Here is a 15,463-nt window from a genome sequence, read left to right as displayed (position 1 = left end):
TTAGGAAACACAGGCGTATATGGCTTTATTTAATAATAACCGTTCAACTTTAGCTGCCTATGCCATGGTGCCCTTGGTTGCTATGGTCAGCACAGTAAGTTATGCACAAACTTGGAAAATCAATTTACGTGATGCAGATCTTACGGCATTCATTAATGAAGTCGCAGATATCACGGGGAAAAATTTTGCAGTTGATCCACGGGTACGAGGAAATGTAACGGTTATTTCCAATAAGCCTTTAAATAAAAATGAAGTCTATGACCTGTTTCTCGGTGTGTTGAATGTGAATGGTGTAGTGGCAATTCCATCGGGCAACACCATTAAACTGGTTCCAGACAGTAATGTAAAAAGCTCGGGCATTCCTTATGATGCGCGCCACCGTGCGTCTGGAGACCAAATTGTCACTCGAGTGATTTGGCTTGATAACACTAATGCCAACGACTTAATTCCAGCGTTGCGCCCATTGATGCCGCAATTTGCACATTTGTCAGCAGTGGCGGGGACCAATGCGCTTATCGTCTCAGATCGTGCAAGTAATATTTATCAGCTCGAAACGATTATTCGTAATTTAGATGGAACGGGTCAAAATGATATCGAAGCAGTGACGCTGCAATCGAGTCAGGCCGAAGAAATGATTGGACTGTTAGAGTCGATGAGTTCGACCGGCGCATCAAAAGACCCGAAAGGGTCACGAATTCGTATTATCGCGGACAATCGAACCAATCGCATTATCATTAAAGGTGATACAGCGACACGTAAGCGCATTCGTAAGATTATTGAAACCTTAGATGTGCCTGCAGCAGATCGATTGGGTGGATTGAAAGTTTTTCGTCTAAAGTATGCCAGTGCAAAAAACTTGTCGGAAATCTTACAAGGCTTGGTCACGGGGCAGGCCGTTTCGAGTACGAATTCATCGAATAGCTCAAATAGCAGCACGATGAACAGTTTAATGAATGATAATAACAGTTCAAATTCACAGTCATTCAGTTCACAAAATAACACCAGTTCAGGTATTAACCTCAACAGCAATAACTCTTCCAATAATACGCAAAATGGTATTTCAAGTTTTAATGCCAATGGCGTCAGTATTATTGCCGATACCACACAAAATGCACTGATTGTGAAAGCAGATCCGCAGCTCATGCGTGAAATTGAATCTGCGATTTCTCAGCTGGATATTCGTCGTCAGCAAGTGCTGATCGAAGCGGCGATTATTGAAGTCGAAGGCACGGATACCGATCAACTCGGTGTGCAATGGGCGTTGGGTGATATCAGTAGTGGTATCGGCTTAATTAACTTTGATAACTTTGGTTCTAGTTTAAAGAATATTGCCGCAGGATATTTAACTGGTGGCGCTGCGGGTGCAGGTAGCGCGGTGAGTGCCGGTACTTCTTTGGTCCTTGGTGATTATCGTGAAGGTAGTGATGGTTCACGCAAACTCTATGGTGCGATGATTCAGGCTTTAAAAGAAAAAACCAAATCGAATCTATTATCTACACCGTCAATTGTGACGATGGACAACGAAGAAGCCTATATTGTGGTGGGTGAAAACGTTCCATTTGTGACAGGTTCGGTCACCACCAATGGTGGCACAGCCAATCCATACACATCGATTGAGCGTAAAGATGTCGGTGTTACTTTGAAAGTTGTGCCGCATATTGGCGATGGTGGTTCGGTGCGTTTAGAGGTAGAGCAAGAAGTTTCTGATGTAAAAGACAATAAAGGCCAAGCGTCGGATTTGGTTACGACTAAACGCGCGATCAAAACCTCGATCTTGGCAGAGCATGGTCAAACGATTGTGTTGGGGGGGTTGATCTCTGACAATACATTGCATGGGCGCCAATCTGTTCCAGGGCTAGGGGCTATTCCTGTACTGGGCAAACTTTTTAGCTCGGAAGGAAAATCCAACAGTAAACGCAATTTACTGATCTTTATTCATCCGACTATTGTTGGAAATTCTGCTGATGTGAAGAAAATGTCTCAGCAGCGCTACAGTCAGCTCTATAGTCTGCAACTGGCATTGGATAATGAGGGTAATTTTGCGAAATTACCTGAAAATGTTGATGATGTGTATCAGCAGCGCATACCTGTTTCAAAAGGTACAGCGCCAGCCCCTGTGTATAAGACGGTACCGACAGCACCACAAATGACACAGCCAGCGGCAGTGGTCTCCACGCCAGTCGCCATTGAACCTGCGGTGAAGCGCCAAACCATTACCGTACCGAATGGCAAAGTGGCGGGCATGCCTTAGGTGAGACAGCAGGGTGGTTTAGCTTTGAAACCACAGCATGCTATGATGAAAAAAACGAGCAATAGAGAATTAACTTCATGACTTGGAAAATTCAAGCAATTTCTGGTGATTTAACAGGACAAGAAATTAGTATTGAGCGAGATATGTTGGTGGGTCGTCATCAACAAGCAGATATTGTTTTACAAGAATCTGATGTATCGCGTAAACATGCTGCCTTTGTACTGAAAGATCAGGCACTCTGGTTGCAAGATCTCAATTCATCTAATGGGACGTTTATTAATGATGTCCGTTTGACTGGTGAATCACTTTTAAAAGAAGGTGATATTGTACAGTTTGCCAGTGTGAAGTTTAGTTTATTGGCTCCAGCTAAAGCTGTTCAGATCCCAGCGGATATCGAACAAAGCGTTGAAGCATTGCAAACAGAAGAAATTACACCTGTTCAGCAGCCGTCTGAAGCTGTTGCAGTTTCTGAAACTGTGGCACAAGAGTCTGTGGCAAACACGTCTGAAACTAAGGCACAAGAGCCTGTCGTTAAAACCGCAGCACAACAAATGAATGATCAAGGTATGCCAGAGTTGAAAGAGCGAGATGGCTCGGTTCAATTGACTCGTGATGGTATGCCGACCAATGTAGGTGTGCCTAAACCTGCGCCAATCCCTGAGGGGATTGACATTACTGCTGCTCCGAAAAATGAAGCATGTGATGTAGAAATTCCAGCGACATGTGTAGAGCAAGAGCGTGAAGCGCAAAAAAATGCCTCTGTGGGTTTAATCTCAGTCATTGTTTTAATCATTCTTGCAATTATTGCATGGGTGTTGTTTAAATAAACCGAGACATTCCTCAAAAGGCATGCATGGGCATGCCTTTTTTATGGGGAAAATTTACAAAAAAATAGAGGGACATTATGTTTGAAGTTCGTTTAGCAGAACGCCAAATGATTTTATTTGATCTGGATGGAACGCTAGTCGATTCAGCATCTGACTTACATCGTGCGATGAATATGAGTTTAAATGCGTTGCAATTACCGTTGGTCACAGAAGCGCAGGTGCGAAACTGGATTGGGAAAGGAACTTCATTGTTTTGTCATAGCGTACTTGAATACTTGACCGGGAAGGTGGATGCCGCACAGCACCATCTTTTACTGGAAACTTTTCTAAAGATTTACAATGCAGATCCTTGTGTCTTGACGCAGCCCTTTGATGGCATTCTAGCGTTCTTGGATTGGGCAAAAGCAGAAGAGAAAATTCTGATTTGTGTGACCAATAAACCAGAGCAACCGGCACGCAGTATTTTGCAGGCACTAGGTATGCATGAATACTTTGATGATGTGATTGGCGGAGATCGTTTTGAAGAGCGTAAACCACATCCCAAGCAGCTAGAGTATTGTGCGGAGCATTATGCCTTGCCGAAACAGCAAATTTTGATGGTGGGTGATTCTGTCAATGATGTAGAGGCAGCACGTCGTGCGGGTATTGATTGTATTGTGGTCAGCTATGGCTATAATCATGGTGAAAATATTCGAGATTGTCAGCCGCAGCACGTGGTTGATAACTTAAAAGAATTATTGGGTTGAAATAAGTAGGGTTAAGGAAGTGAAAATGAGCAAGTGTGTAGTATTTCGATGGCGTCACTCAATCAGCATGAGAAGAAATTAACTGAAATTGACCACGCGAAATATAGAGAAACCCAAATGACTACACAAACTCAATTTGAACAACTGAAAACTGCTGGATATAACTTGATTCCAGTATATCGTCAGCGCTTGGCAGATACAGAAACTCCACTTTCTGTCTTTGCGCGATTAAAACAACATAAACAAGCCTATTTATTTGAATCTGTAGAGGGTGGCGAAAACTGGGCGCGTTACTCCATTATTGGCTTGGGCGAGTCCACCGTATTTTCGTGTAATGAAGGGCAGTTGACCGTTCAACATGCTGATGGCTCGGTTGAAAAACAACAATGTGCTGACCCATTTCAATACATTCGTGACTTCCAAGCACAATATAAAGTGCCTACACAGCAAGATTTGCCAGCGTTGCCGAGCTTTACCGGTGGATTGGTTGGATACTTTGGTTATGATGCTGTACGTTATATCGAACCAAAGCTCAATAACGTTCCAGAAGCTGACCCGGTCGGGATTCCGGATATTTGGATGATGCTATCAAAAACCGTCATCGTCTTTGATAACCTTAAGGATACCTTATTTTTAATTGTGCATGCCGATGTAAATGATGCTGAGGCCTATACCAAAGCGCAGCAACAATTGGATGAGCTAGAAGAACTTTTGGCAACCCCAATTGCACTCAAAGCAAATAAGCATACTGCACCACAGTTTGAATCCATCACCGGACACGATAACTTTATTGACTCTATTGCAAAAGTAAAAGAGTACATTAAAGCCGGTGATGTGATGCAGGTTGTGCCAGGTCATCGTATGGTATCCGATTTTGATGGTGAGCCTTTACAGGTCTATCGTGCACTACGTCACCTCAATCCATCGCCATATTTGTTCTTGGTGCAAGGGCAGACACTAGAAAATGACATTCCTTTTCATATCGTTGGTTCATCACCTGAAATTTTGTCCCGTTTAGAAAATGGTGTGGCAACAGTTCGTCCTTTGGCGGGAACGCGACCACGGGGTAAAACAAAAGAAGAAGATTTAGCGCTAGAAAAAGATTTGCTATCTGATGAAAAAGAAATTGCAGAGCATTTGATGTTGATCGATTTGGGGCGAAATGATGTTGGACGCGTTTCTAAAATCGGTAAAGTTCACGTGACTGATCAAATGGTGATCGAACGTTATTCGCATGTCATGCACATTGTGTCAAATGTGCAAGGTGAGGTACGTGATGATGTCGATGCTTTGGATGTTTTTAAGGCAACATTCCCTGCGGGTACGCTTTCAGGCGCACCAAAAATCCGTGCTATGGAAATTATTGACGAAGTTGAACCAGTAAAACGTGGAATTTTTGGTGGTGCTGTTGGTTATTTAGGCTGGCATGGCGAAATGGACATGTCGATTGCGATTCGTACCTGTGTAATTCGAGAAAATAAGGTCTATGTTCAGGCTGGAGCAGGGGTGGTTTATGACTCAAATCCTGAATCAGAGTGGAATGAAACCCAAATAAAAGCTCGCGCAGTGATCAAAGCGGTTGAATTATCATCAAATGGATTGATTTTATGAGTTTTTCACGTTTTTTTTAGAAAAAACACTTGCAAGGATTTCAAGATTTGCTAAACTGCACACCGTTCCGATACGAAACGTACGAAACACTAGGAAACGCCGGCATAGCTCAGTTGGTAGAGCAACTGACTTGTAATCAGTAGGTCCACAGTTCGAATCCGTGTGCCGGCACCATCTTAGAAAGTTTGAGAGTGAGTAGAAAGAACAACACTGAAGTAAGTGTAAAATGGTGAGGTTCCCGAGCGGTCAAAGGGGGCGGACTGTAACTCCGCTACGAAAGTTTCGAAGGTTCGAATCCTTCCCTCACCACCAATTTTAAGACTTCAATAAGTGGTTTGTACCAACATCGTGCGGGAGTAGCTCAGTTGGTAGAGCGGTAGCCTTCCAAGCTACATGTCGCGAGTTCGACCCTCGTCTCCCGCTCCATATCTATTGAAGTGCTTATATTTGCTCTTATAGCTCAGTGGTAGAGCACTCCCTTGGTAAGGGAGAGGTCTCGAGTTCAAATCTCGATAAGAGCTCCAGATTTTACAGTTTAGCAACTTTAAATGTTGCGCAAGATTCCAGAAGCAGGCTTTTTAGTCTGCTTTTCAAGTATTGGGTGTTTATTTTTTTTAGGCGATATGTCGGAGCTGGGTTTTACTCAGAATTGTGTTCGACGTAAACGAGGAAGAAAAGCATGGCTAAGGCTAAGTTTGAACGTAATAAGCCGCACGTTAACGTGGGCACAATCGGTCACGTTGACCATGGTAAAACGACTTTAACAGCTGCGATTGCAACTGTGTGTGCAAAAAAATTCGGTGGTGAAGCGAAAGATTACGCTGCAATCGACTCTGCACCAGAAGAAAAAGCACGTGGTATTACAATTAATACTTCACACGTAGAATACGATTCTCCAATCCGTCACTACGCTCATGTAGACTGCCCAGGTCACGCCGATTATGTTAAAAACATGATTACTGGTGCTGCGCAAATGGATGGTGCGATCCTTGTTTGTTCGGCGACTGATGGTCCAATGCCACAAACTCGTGAACACATCCTGCTTTCTCGTCAAGTAGGTGTACCTTACATTGTTGTGTTCTTGAACAAATGTGACATCGTTGATGATGAAGAGCTAATTGAACTAGTAGAAATGGAAGTTCGTGAACTTCTTTCTACTTATGACTTCCCAGGCGACGACACTCCAGTAATCCGTGGTTCTGCTCTTGCAGCGCTTAATGGTGAAGCTGGTCAATACGGCGAAGATGCTGTAGTTGCTCTTGTTGAAGCTCTTGACTCTTACATCCCAGAACCAGAACGTGCTATCGACCAAGCATTCCTTATGCCAATCGAAGACGTATTCTCAATTTCAGGTCGTGGTACAGTAGTAACTGGCCGTGTTGAAACTGGTATCGTGAAAGTAGGCGAAGAAGTTGAAATCGTTGGTATTAAAGATACAGTTAAAACAACTGTAACTGGCGTAGAAATGTTCCGTAAACTTCTTGACGAAGGTCGTGCGGGCGAGAACTGTGGTGTTCTTCTACGTGGTACTAAACGTGAAGACGTTCAACGTGGTCAAGTACTTGCTAAACCAGGTACAATCAAACCGCATACTAAATTCGACGCAGAAGTATACGTACTTTCTAAAGACGAAGGTGGCCGTCATACTCCATTCCTTAACGGTTACCGTCCACAGTTCTACTTCCGTACAACTGACGTAACTGGTGCGATCTCGCTTAAAGAAGGCGTTGAAATGGTTATGCCTGGTGACAACGTAGAAATGTCAGTAGAATTAATCCACCCAATCGCAATGGACGCTGGCTTACGCTTTGCAATCCGTGAAGGTGGCCGTACAGTTGGTGCGGGTGTTGTTTCTAAAGTAACTGCATAATATAATACAGTTATCTTTGTACAGATCGAGAGTTTCGACTCTCGATTTGCTCTGCAGGTCAGTAGTTCAATTGGTAGAGCGTCGGTCTCCAAAACCGAATGTTGGGGGTTCGAGTCCCTCCTGGCCTGCCAAATTTTTTTAAAAAGAAGCTTGATGCTGGCTCAACTGGTCATATAATAAGTCGCGAATCCTACGACGAGTACAAAAATGTCGAATGATAAATCGCGTGACGCATTAAGCGACGCGCCAATTCCTCAAAGAAATAATCCTGCTGAAGTTGTTAATTCTGGTTCCCCTTTAGACTATGTTCTGTGGGTTATCGCGTTGATTTTACTCGGTAGTTCTATGATGGTGAATCAACATTTGCCAGCATACTGGGCACCAGCGAATGATGTTTGGGTCCGTGTTGGGGTAATTTTGGCTTGTATCATCGTGGCTTTAGGTTTATTATACGCCACCCATCAAGGCAAAGGCTTTGTTCGATTGTTGAAAGATGCTCGAATTGAGTTACGTCGAGTGACTTGGCCAACCAAGCAAGAGACCATGACCACATCTTGGCAGGTACTTGCGGTAGTCTTAGTGGCATCTATTTTATTATGGTGCTTTGACTATGCTTTGAGCTGGTTAATGAAGTTTATTATCGGGTAAGAGAGCTATGAAACGTTGGTACATTATTCATGCCTATTCTGGTTATGAAAAACAAGTGTTACGCTCACTTAATGATCGAATCCAGCGTAGCGCTGTAGCCGATAGCTTTGGTGAAGTCCTTGTCCCTACTGAAGAAGTAGTGGAAATGAAGGATGGTAAGAAACGTAAATCTGAGCGTAAATTCTTTCCCGGCTATGTGTTAGTCGAGATGGAAATGAATGATGAAACTTGGCACATTGTTAAAGAATGTCCAAAAGTATTAGGTTTCATCGGTGGTACTGCAGAAAAGCCTGCACCAATTACGCAAAAAGAAGCTGATGCGATTCTTGCACGTGTACGTAATACTGGCGAAGCACCTCGTCCTAAGACGATGTTTGAACCAGGTGAAGAATTACTCGTAATTGACGGTCCATTCACCGATTTTAAAGGCGTGGTGGAAGAAGTTCTATACGATAAGTCACGTTTGACGTTGACGATTAATGTATTTAATCGACCAACTCAGGTTGAGCTGGAATTTCGCCAAGTCGAAAAATCGGTTTAATTTAACTTGGTTGATAAACGCCCGATTTGTTATGAGTCGGGCATTGTTGTTGTAACGGTATCGTTACTTATATGTATGGGGAGCCTAGCGGCGTTAGTACCCAGAGGTAATTGAAATGGCTAAGAAGATTGACGGCTATATCAAGCTGCAAGTTCCAGCTGGTAAAGCAAATCCATCTCCACCGATTGGTCCTGCACTAGGTCAACGTGGTGTTAACATCATGGCATTCTGTAAAGAATTCAATGCTGCGACACAAAAAGTTGAAGCTGGTCTTCCAATTCCAGTAGTGATCACTGTGTACAACGACAAGTCGTTCACATTCATCATGAAAACTCCTCCTGCTGCGATTCTTCTTAAGAAAGCTGCGGGCATCCAAAAGGGTTCAGCTGTACCTAACAAAACTAAAGTTGGTAAGTTGACTCGCGCTCAATTAGAAGAAATTGCGACTACTAAAGAACCAGATCTTACTGGTGCTGATTTAGACGCACGTGTACGTACCATTGCTGGTTCTGCGCGTTCTATGGGCTTGGAAGTGGAGCTATAAGACATGGCTAAATTAACTAAACGTCAAAAAGCCATTGTTGCTGCTGTTGAAGCTAACAAAGTTTACACTTTGGAAGAAGCAGTTGCAGTTCTTAACGGCCTTCCAGCAGTAAAATTCAAAGAATCTTTGGATGTTGCTGTAAACCTAGGTGTTGATCCTCGTAAATCTGACCAAGTTGTTCGTGGCGCGACTACACTTCCTGCAGGTACTGGTAAAACTGTACGTGTAGCTGTGTTTGCTCAAGGCGCTGCTGCTGAAGCTGCTAAAGCTGAAGGCGCGGACGTTGTTGGTTTTGATGATCTTGCTGAAAGCATCCAAGCGGGTAACCTTGACTTTGACGTAGTAATTGCAGCTCCGGATGCAATGCGCGTTGTTGGTAAGTTAGGTACGATTCTTGGTCCACGTGGCTTAATGCCAAACCCTAAAGTGGGTACTGTAACTCCTGACGTAGCTTCTGCTGTTAAAAATGCGAAAGCTGGTCAAGCACGTTACCGTGTAGACAAAGCAGGTATCATCCACGCTGCGATCGGTCAAGTAGGTTTCACTGCTGAAGCTGTTCGTTCAAACGTTGAAGCTCTTGTAGCAGACCTTAAGAAAGCAAAACCTGCTACTTCTAAAGGTGTTTACATCCAAAAGATCACTCTAAGCTCTACTATGGGTCCTGGTCTTGTTGTTGATGTGGCAAACGTTTCTAAATAAGTTTCGACTTATTACAGAATTTTAAAGCCCTGAGTAATATTTGAAGCACCGCTTTAAATATTACGCAAGAAACGCTCCGTCGTATATTGCGTGATTCAGGCAAACTTTGAATTGATAAATTTAGATTTATCAGCGTCAAAGACCTCAGGCGAGGGGAGTTTTATGCTTTCTTCTTAATAGCCCAGCCTGAGTAGACGCGGTGGTGTGATTTGTTCCTCCTCCGCGTGTTGGTTCAGTGATGAGCTAACGAATTGGGAGTGCATCTGTATAGGTGCATAAATCACCGTTAGGAGGTTTTACAATGGCTCTTCTTATCGAAGGCAAAAAACAGATCGTAGCTGAAGTAACTGAAGTTGCTTCTACTGCGTATGCTGCTGTTGTTGCTGACTATCAAGGTTTAACTGTTGAGCAATTAACTGCTCTACGTGTTGAAGCTCGTAAACTAGGTGTTGCTACTCGTGTAGTTCGTAACACTTTGGCTAAACGTGCTCTTCAAGATACTCAATTCAATATCTTGAGCGACAACCTTGTTGGCCCAACAATCTTAGCTTTCTCAACTTCTGAAGACGATATGGGCGCAGCTGCTCGTTTGTTCGAAGAATTTGCTAAAACTAATAAAGCATTTGAACTTAAAGCTGCTGCATTTGACGGTAAAGTTTATCAAGGTGCTGAAGTTAGCGTTATCGCGAACCTTCCAAACCAAGAGAAAGCGCTTACTATGCTTGCAAACGTTCTTCAAGCTCCTATTTCGAAATTGGGTCGCCTTATTACTGCGCTCAAAGAGAAAAACGAGTCAGAAGCTGCTTAAGCTTAAATCAATTTACACACCATTCAATACCCATTTGGAGTTACTCTCATGGCTTTAACAAACGAAGAAATCTTAAACGCAGTTGCTGAAAAAACTGTTCTTGAACTTGTTGAACTTATTTCTGCTTTCGAAGAAAAATTCAACGTATCTGCTGCTGCTGTAGCAGTTGCTGCTGCTCCTGGCGCTGCTGGTGCTGCTGCTGAAGAACAATCAGAATTCAACGTTGAGTTGACTTCTTTCGGTGCTAACAAAGTTGCTGTAATTAAAGCAGTTCGTGAAGCTACTGGCCTTGGTCTTAAAGAAGCTAAAGATCTTGTTGAAAGCGCTCCTTCAGTTCTTAAAGAAGGCGTTTCTAAAGAAGAAGGCGAAGAACTTAAGAAAAAACTTGAAGAAGCTGGTGCTACAGTTACACTTAAGTAATCTTAAGGGGAGTCGATTTTTTTATAATCGGCTCCAAAAAATGGCTGGTGGCCCTTGGGTCATCAGCCTTTTTGCGTTACAATAATCGGCTCGATTTTTGTTTGCATGATATAAAAATCATACAAATTAAAAATAATTTATAAAACCAAACGCTTACCAATATTTTTCAGTAAAAAAATATTGTTAAGCGTTTTAATACCACTAAAAATTGCAGCATTTGTGAAAGTGGTGGCCATATCGGCCTGCGTAATTCCTTCTAAGTTCGTTCTGCAGGCGGACTTAGTTTACTTTCCGAGGACTCCAGATGGCATACTCATATACCGAAAAGAAACGGATCCGTAAGAATTTTGGTAAATTGCCCAAGGTAATGGATGTTCCGTACTTGCTCGCGATTCAAGTCGACTCGTACCGAACTTTCCTTCAAGACGGCAAAACTCCAAAAAACCGCGAAGATATCGGTCTCCAAGCCGCATTTCGTTCAGTTTTTCCTATTGAAAGTTATTCTGGCAATGCTGCTTTAGAATTTGTTGAGTATAGTCTTGGTAAGCCTGAATTTGATGTGCGCGAATGTATTCTTCGTGGCTCAACTTATGCGGCGCCAATGCGTGTAAAAATTCGTCTGATCATTAAAGATCGCGAAACTAAAACAATCAAAGATGTGCGTGAGCAAGAAGTCTACATGGGTGAAATGCCACTTATGACAGACAACGGTACCTTTGTGATCAATGGTACTGAGCGTGTAATCGTATCTCAATTACACCGTTCACCAGGTGTATTCTTTGACCACGATAAAGGCAAAACTCACTCTAGCGGTAAAGTTCTTTACTCTGCTCGTATCATTCCTTACCGTGGTTCATGGTTAGACTTTGAATTCGATGCAAAAGATCTTGTATATGTTCGTATTGACCGTCGTCGTAAATTACTTGCGACTGTTGTGCTTCGTGCCTTGGGTTATAACAACGAACAAATCCTAGACATGTTCTACGAAAAAGTACCTGTATATCTTGATATGGGTAGCTATCAAATTGACTTGGTTCCAGAACGTCTACGTGGCGAAATGGCACAGTTTGATATCGTGGGTACAGACGGTAAAACAATTGTTGAACAAGGTAAACGTATTAACGCGCGCCATGTTCGTCAAATGGAAGCAGCAGGTCTTGAAAAACTTTCTGTTCCTGATGAATACCTATATGAACGTATTGTTGCTGAAGATGTAACGTTACGTGATGGCGAAGTAATTGCTGCAAATACAGTACTAAGCCATGAAATTATGGTGAAATTGGCTGAAGGCGGCGTTAAACAATTCAACGTACTTTATACCAATGACATCGACCGTGGCCCATTCATTGCGGACTCTTTACGTGCAGATACTACAACTGGTCGTGAAGAAGCACTTGTAGAAATATACAAAGTGATGCGTCCGGGTGAGCCACCAACAAAAGAAGCTGCTGAAAACTTATTCAACAATTTGTTCTTCTCTTCTGAACGTTATGACTTATCACCAGTAGGTCGTATGAAGTTCAACCGTCGTTTGGGTCGTCCTTACGAAGTGGGTACGGATCAGAAGTCTCGTGAAGTTGAAGGTATTCTTTCGAACGAAGACATCACTGATGTATTGAAAACATTAGTTGAAATCCGTAACGGTAAAGGTGAAGTCGATGATATCGATCACTTGGGTAACCGTCGTGTTCGTTCTGTTGGTGAAATGACAGAAAACCAATTCCGTGTTGGTCTAGTTCGTGTTGAACGTGCTGTTAAAGAACGTTTATCTCAAGCTGAAACTGATAACTTGTCTCCGCAAGATTTAATCAATGCGAAACCAGTTGCTGCTGCAATCAAAGAATTCTTTGGTTCAAGCCAGTTGTCTCAGTTCATGGACCAAAACAACCCGTTGTCTGAAATTACACACAAACGTCGTGTATCAGCATTGGGCCCAGGTGGTTTGACTCGTGAGCGTGCGGGCTTCGAAGTACGTGACGTACATCAAACTCATTATGGTCGTGTATGTCCAATTGAGACTCCTGAGGGTCCAAACATTGGTTTGATCAACTCACTTTCTGTTTATGCGAAAGCGAATGATTTTGGTTTCTTAGAAACGCCTTACCGTAAAGTTGTTGATGGCCGTGTAACGGATGACGTTGAATACCTTTCTGCGATTGAAGAAGTAGGTACTGTGATTGCACAGGCCGATTCAGGTGTAGATAAAGACGGTAATTTAACAGAAGAATTTGTTTCTGTACGTCACCAAGGTGATTTCGTACGTATGCCTCCTGAAAAAGTGACGCATATGGACGTATCTGCACAGCAGGTTGTATCTGTTGCTGCATCACTTATTCCATTCCTTGAACACGATGATGCCAACCGTGCATTGATGGGTTCAAACATGCAACGTCAGGCAGTACCTACGTTGATCGCTGACAAGCCGCTTGTTGGTACAGGTATGGAAGCAAACGTAGCGCACGACTCAGGTGTATGTGTTCTTGCGAAACGTGGTGGCCGTATTGAATTCGTCGACGCGTCTCGTGTTGTTATTCGTGTAAACGAAGACGAAATGATCGCGGGTGAAGCAGGTGTAGATATCTACAACCTGATCAAATATACACGTTCTAACCAAAACACTTGTATTAACCAAAAAGTGCTTGTAAGCCTTGGTGATCAAGTGGGTCGTGGTGACGTATTAGCTGATGGTCCATCTACAGATGGTGGTGAATTGGCATTGGGTCAAAACATGCGCGTAGCATTCATGACTTGGAACGGTTACAACTATGAAGACTCGATCTTATTATCTGAGCGTGTGCTTCAAGAAGATCGTTTAACATCAATCCACATTCAAGAATTGTCATGTGTAGCACGTGATACTAAATTGGGTGCGGAAGAAATTACTGCCGATATCCCGAACGTGGGTGAAGCAGCACTTTCTAAACTTGATGAGTCAGGTATTGTTTACATCGGTGCAGAAGTAACAGCGGGCGATATCCTTGTAGGTAAAGTAACACCTAAGGGTGAAACCCAACTTACTCCGGAAGAAAAACTTCTTCGTGCAATCTTCGGCGAAAAAGCGGCTGACGTTAAAGATTCATCTTTACGTGTATCTTCTGGTGTTAAAGGTACTGTTATTGACGTTCAAGTGTTTACACGTGATGGTCTTGAAAAAGACGAACGTGCTCAAGCAATTGAAAAAGCTCAATTAGATGCTTACCGTAAAGATTTGAAAGAAGAATTCAAAATCTTTGAAGAAGCAGCTCGTGAACGTATTGTTCGTTTGTTGAAAGGTCAAGAATCGAATGGTGGCGGTACAACTAAACGCGGTGACAAATTAACTGAAGAGTTATTGTCTGGTCTTGAGTTGGTTGATCTTATTGAAATCCAACCAGTCGACGAAGCGATTGCTGAACGTTTAACTCAAATTCAAGTGTTCTTGAAAGAGAAGAGCCTTGAAATTGACGAGAAATTTGCAGAGAAAAAACGTAAATTGTCTACAGGTGATGAGCTGACAACTGGTGTACTAAAAGTTGTTAAAGTTTACCTAGCTGTAAAACGTCGCATCCAACCGGGTGATAAAATGGCGGGTCGTCACGGTAACAAAGGTGTTGTATCAAACATCCTACCTGTAGAAGACATGCCACACGATGCAAACGGTGTTCCAGTTGATGTTGTACTTAACCCACTGGGTGTACCATCACGTATGAACGTGGGTCAGATTCTTGAAACTCACTTAGGTATGGCGGCTAAAGGTCTTGGCGATCAAATCGACAAGATGATGAAAGAGCAACGTACTGTACTTGAGCTTCGTGATTTCTTAGACAAGATTTACAACAAAGTTGGTGGCGAACAAGAAGATCTTGATAGCTTGACTGATGAAGAAATCTTGGTGCTTTCAGGTAACTTACGTAAAGGTGTTCCTTTAGCAACACCAGTATTTGATGGTGCTGAAGAATCACAAATCAAAGAATTGTTAGAACTTGGTGGCATTTCACGTACTGGTCAAACAGTATTGTATGATGGTCGTACAGGTGAGCGTTTTGACCGTCCAGTAACTGTAGGTTACATGTACATGTTGAAATTGAACCATTTGGTTGACGACAAGATGCATGCGCGTTCTACTGGTTCTTACTCTCTAGTAACTCAACAGCCGCTTGGTGGTAAAGCACAATTCGGTGGTCAGCGTTTCGGTGAGATGGAAGTATGGGCACTCGAAGCTTACGGTGCAGCATACACACTTCAAGAAATGCTTACTGTGAAGTCGGATGACGTTGAAGGTCGTACCCGTATCTATAAGAACATTGTAGATGGTAACCATTACATGGACCCAGGTATGCCTGAATCGTTCAACGTATTGACCAAAGAGATCCGTTCTTTAGGTATCAACATTGAACTGAAAAATGGTGACTAATTAGCTCCATTGAATCTCCCTTGCGAAGCAGTGCTTCTCACCTCTTTAATCAAGAGGGGCAAGGGGGATTTCTCAGTTAAAAAACAATATTTGTGACCCAGTTGT

12 protein-coding genes and 5 tRNA genes are annotated in these 15,463 nt (G+C 42.9%); all 17 read left to right on the top strand.

All coding sequences use genetic code 11. The annotated features are described in order from the left end of the window. The first annotated feature begins 19 nt into the window (after positions 1-19). The 17 genes from gspD (at position 20) to rpoB (ending at position 15,358) form a co-directional block, all read left to right on the top strand. The gene (gene gspD, locus FTT92_RS05655; RefSeq protein WP_180171629.1) at positions 20-2,251 is read left to right on the top strand and encodes a type II secretion system secretin GspD; all 2,232 of its coding nucleotides are present in this window, start codon (positions 20-22) and stop codon (positions 2,249-2,251) included. A 77-nt stretch (positions 2,252-2,328) separates the two neighbouring features. Next, positions 2,329-3,078 carry an FHA domain-containing protein gene (locus tag FTT92_RS05650; RefSeq protein ID WP_180171628.1) on the top strand — a complete coding sequence of 250 codons (750 nt, stop codon included), beginning with the start codon at positions 2,329-2,331 and terminating at the stop codon, positions 3,076-3,078. Between the two features lie 77 nt (positions 3,079-3,155). Continuing rightward, the gene (locus tag FTT92_RS05645) at positions 3,156-3,824 is read left to right on the top strand and encodes a phosphoglycolate phosphatase (RefSeq protein WP_180171627.1); all 669 of its coding nucleotides are present in this window, start codon (positions 3,156-3,158) and stop codon (positions 3,822-3,824) included. A 117-nt stretch (positions 3,825-3,941) separates the two neighbouring features. Continuing rightward, positions 3,942-5,435: an anthranilate synthase component I gene (gene trpE, locus FTT92_RS05640; RefSeq protein WP_078193306.1), complete on the top strand. Its 1,494-nt coding sequence runs from the start codon at positions 3,942-3,944 to the stop codon at positions 5,433-5,435. Between the two features lie 98 nt (positions 5,436-5,533). Then, positions 5,534-5,609 (top strand) — tRNA-Thr (locus tag FTT92_RS05635). Positions 5,610-5,663: 54 nt separating this feature from the next. After that, positions 5,664-5,747: transfer RNA gene (locus tag FTT92_RS05630), tRNA-Tyr, on the top strand. 38 nt (positions 5,748-5,785) lie between these two features. Beyond that, a tRNA-Gly gene (locus tag FTT92_RS05625) sits at positions 5,786-5,861 on the top strand. A 23-nt stretch (positions 5,862-5,884) separates the two neighbouring features. Continuing rightward, positions 5,885-5,959: transfer RNA gene (locus FTT92_RS05620), tRNA-Thr, on the top strand. A gap of 155 nt (positions 5,960-6,114) precedes the next feature. After that, complete coding sequence (gene tuf, locus FTT92_RS05615) at positions 6,115-7,305, top strand: elongation factor Tu (protein ID WP_180077405.1); 1,191 nt, start codon at positions 6,115-6,117, stop codon at positions 7,303-7,305. Between the two features lie 55 nt (positions 7,306-7,360). Continuing rightward, a tRNA-Trp gene (locus FTT92_RS05610) sits at positions 7,361-7,436 on the top strand. A 76-nt stretch (positions 7,437-7,512) separates the two neighbouring features. After that, positions 7,513-7,953 carry a preprotein translocase subunit SecE gene (gene secE, locus FTT92_RS05605; RefSeq protein ID WP_078189832.1) on the top strand — a complete coding sequence of 147 codons (441 nt, stop codon included), beginning with the start codon at positions 7,513-7,515 and terminating at the stop codon, positions 7,951-7,953. A 7-nt stretch (positions 7,954-7,960) separates the two neighbouring features. Continuing rightward, positions 7,961-8,494 (top strand): transcription termination/antitermination protein NusG, encoded by a 534-nt coding sequence (gene nusG / locus FTT92_RS05600; protein ID WP_078189831.1) that lies wholly within the window; start codon positions 7,961-7,963, stop codon positions 8,492-8,494. Positions 8,495-8,609: 115 nt separating this feature from the next. Beyond that, on the top strand, positions 8,610-9,038 hold the full coding sequence (gene rplK / locus FTT92_RS05595; RefSeq protein ID WP_004868049.1) for a 50S ribosomal protein L11: 429 nt from the start codon (positions 8,610-8,612) through the stop codon (positions 9,036-9,038). Between the two features lie 3 nt (positions 9,039-9,041). Continuing rightward, a complete protein-coding gene (gene rplA / locus FTT92_RS05590) occupies positions 9,042-9,737 on the top strand; it encodes a 50S ribosomal protein L1 (protein WP_078189830.1) in 696 nt (231 codons plus the stop codon). A gap of 301 nt (positions 9,738-10,038) precedes the next feature. Beyond that, positions 10,039-10,545 carry a 50S ribosomal protein L10 gene (gene rplJ / locus FTT92_RS05585; protein WP_111885844.1) on the top strand — a complete coding sequence of 169 codons (507 nt, stop codon included), beginning with the start codon at positions 10,039-10,041 and terminating at the stop codon, positions 10,543-10,545. Positions 10,546-10,593: 48 nt separating this feature from the next. Beyond that, complete coding sequence (gene rplL, locus FTT92_RS05580) at positions 10,594-10,965, top strand: 50S ribosomal protein L7/L12 (protein ID WP_078189828.1); 372 nt, start codon at positions 10,594-10,596, stop codon at positions 10,963-10,965. A gap of 304 nt (positions 10,966-11,269) precedes the next feature. Continuing rightward, positions 11,270-15,358 carry a DNA-directed RNA polymerase subunit beta gene (gene rpoB / locus FTT92_RS05575; RefSeq protein ID WP_180024736.1) on the top strand — a complete coding sequence of 1,363 codons (4,089 nt, stop codon included), beginning with the start codon at positions 11,270-11,272 and terminating at the stop codon, positions 15,356-15,358. The last annotated feature ends 105 nt before the right edge of the window (positions 15,359-15,463 follow it).

Origin of the sequence: Acinetobacter sp. YH12023 (genome assembly GCF_013420135.1) — a bacterium.
GTDB classification, from domain to species: Bacteria; Pseudomonadota; Gammaproteobacteria; order Pseudomonadales; family Moraxellaceae; genus Acinetobacter; species Acinetobacter amyesii.
Note: the sequence above shows the minus strand (reverse complement) of the source record. Positions and strands in the feature narration are given on the sequence as shown.